Here is a 1,327-nt window from a genome sequence, read left to right on the forward strand (position 1 = left end):
ACGCTAGAGATATATGATATTAATAATGGAGAGCTAATTCAACCTTTAACAGATTTTGATAGTACGGTTATTCCATTACGGTGGACAGCTAAAGGAATATTGATTAGATGGCAGAATAAAACTAATTATCTTATTGGTTGTTATCTGAGAATGGCACTATAGAAATGTTAAGCGAAAAAATAAATAGCTTTATAATGGATGCTTCTATAACAAGGAATGGAAATCATATATCCTATAATAAGGCTATTACAAATGAAACCTTTGAAATCTATTTAGACGATAAAAAAATAACGAATGAAAATAGCTTTTTCAAAGGAAAGCTTAAAAGTAACAGGGAAATAATCTCATGGCAAAGTAGTGATGGTCTTGAAATAGAGGGAGTTTTATCAACCCCGGTAGAATTTGACGCAAATAAAAAATATCCCTTATTAGTGGTAATCCATGGTGGTCCGGCTTGGGCATCCTTTCCAATATTTTCAGACTGTTTTAATGAGAAATATCCTATTGAACAGTTTATAGAAAAAGGTTTTATAGTTTTAGAACCAAACTACAGGGGAAGTTCGGGTTATGGTAATGAATTCTTAAAAGCAAATTATAGAAAACTGGGAATTGCTAACTACGATGATGTTATATCTGGAGTGGATAAACTAGTTGACAAAGGGATTGCAGATAAAGATAGAGTAGGGGTTATGGGATGGAGCAACGGTGGATATATATCAGCTTTCTGCTCTACATTTAGTAGTAGATTTAAAGCTATTTCAGTTGGAGGTGGAATTACTAATTGGAGTACCCATTATGTAAATACAGATATACCTTACTTTATTAGGATGTATTTAGGAAATAATCCATGGAATGATCCAGAGATATATACTAAAACATCACCAATGACATATATTAAATCAGCCTGTACTCCTACTCTAATCCAACATGGCGAAAAGGATGCAAGAGTCCCAACTCCAAATGCATATGAGCTATATCAAGGATTAAGGGATATGGAAGTTGATACAGAATTAATTATATTTAAAGGAATGGCATATAGTTCTGACCAGCCAGGAATTAATGTGGCTATTATGAAGCAGAATTTGATGTGGTTTTTACACTATATTCTTGGAGAAAGTATGAAAGATTTTAGAGTTTTATGATTAATAAATGGATATCCTTACAGAATACATAAAGATGAAACAGTCTTCATAAGGAAGCTTTTTTTCTTATTTAGCCTGTCATTGTAGCTCTATGATTTCCATGTGAATTTCCACTGTATAATACTCTAGCAACTACATTGACTTACAATTGTATAGCAACGTTATGGCATTAAGCTCCCTGTACC

The 1,327-nt window shown here is 32.8% G+C and carries 1 pseudogene; it reads left to right on the forward strand.

What is annotated here, in order from left to right:
- A pseudogene (locus tag V7183_RS25435) lies at nucleotides 1-1,142 on the forward strand (alpha/beta hydrolase family protein); the annotation flags it as partial.
- Nucleotides 1,143-1,327: the final 185 nt, after the last annotated feature.

Source organism: Bacillus sp. JJ1127, assembly GCF_036965845.1.
Taxonomy (GTDB): domain Bacteria; phylum Bacillota; class Bacilli; order Bacillales; family Bacillaceae_G; genus Bacillus_A.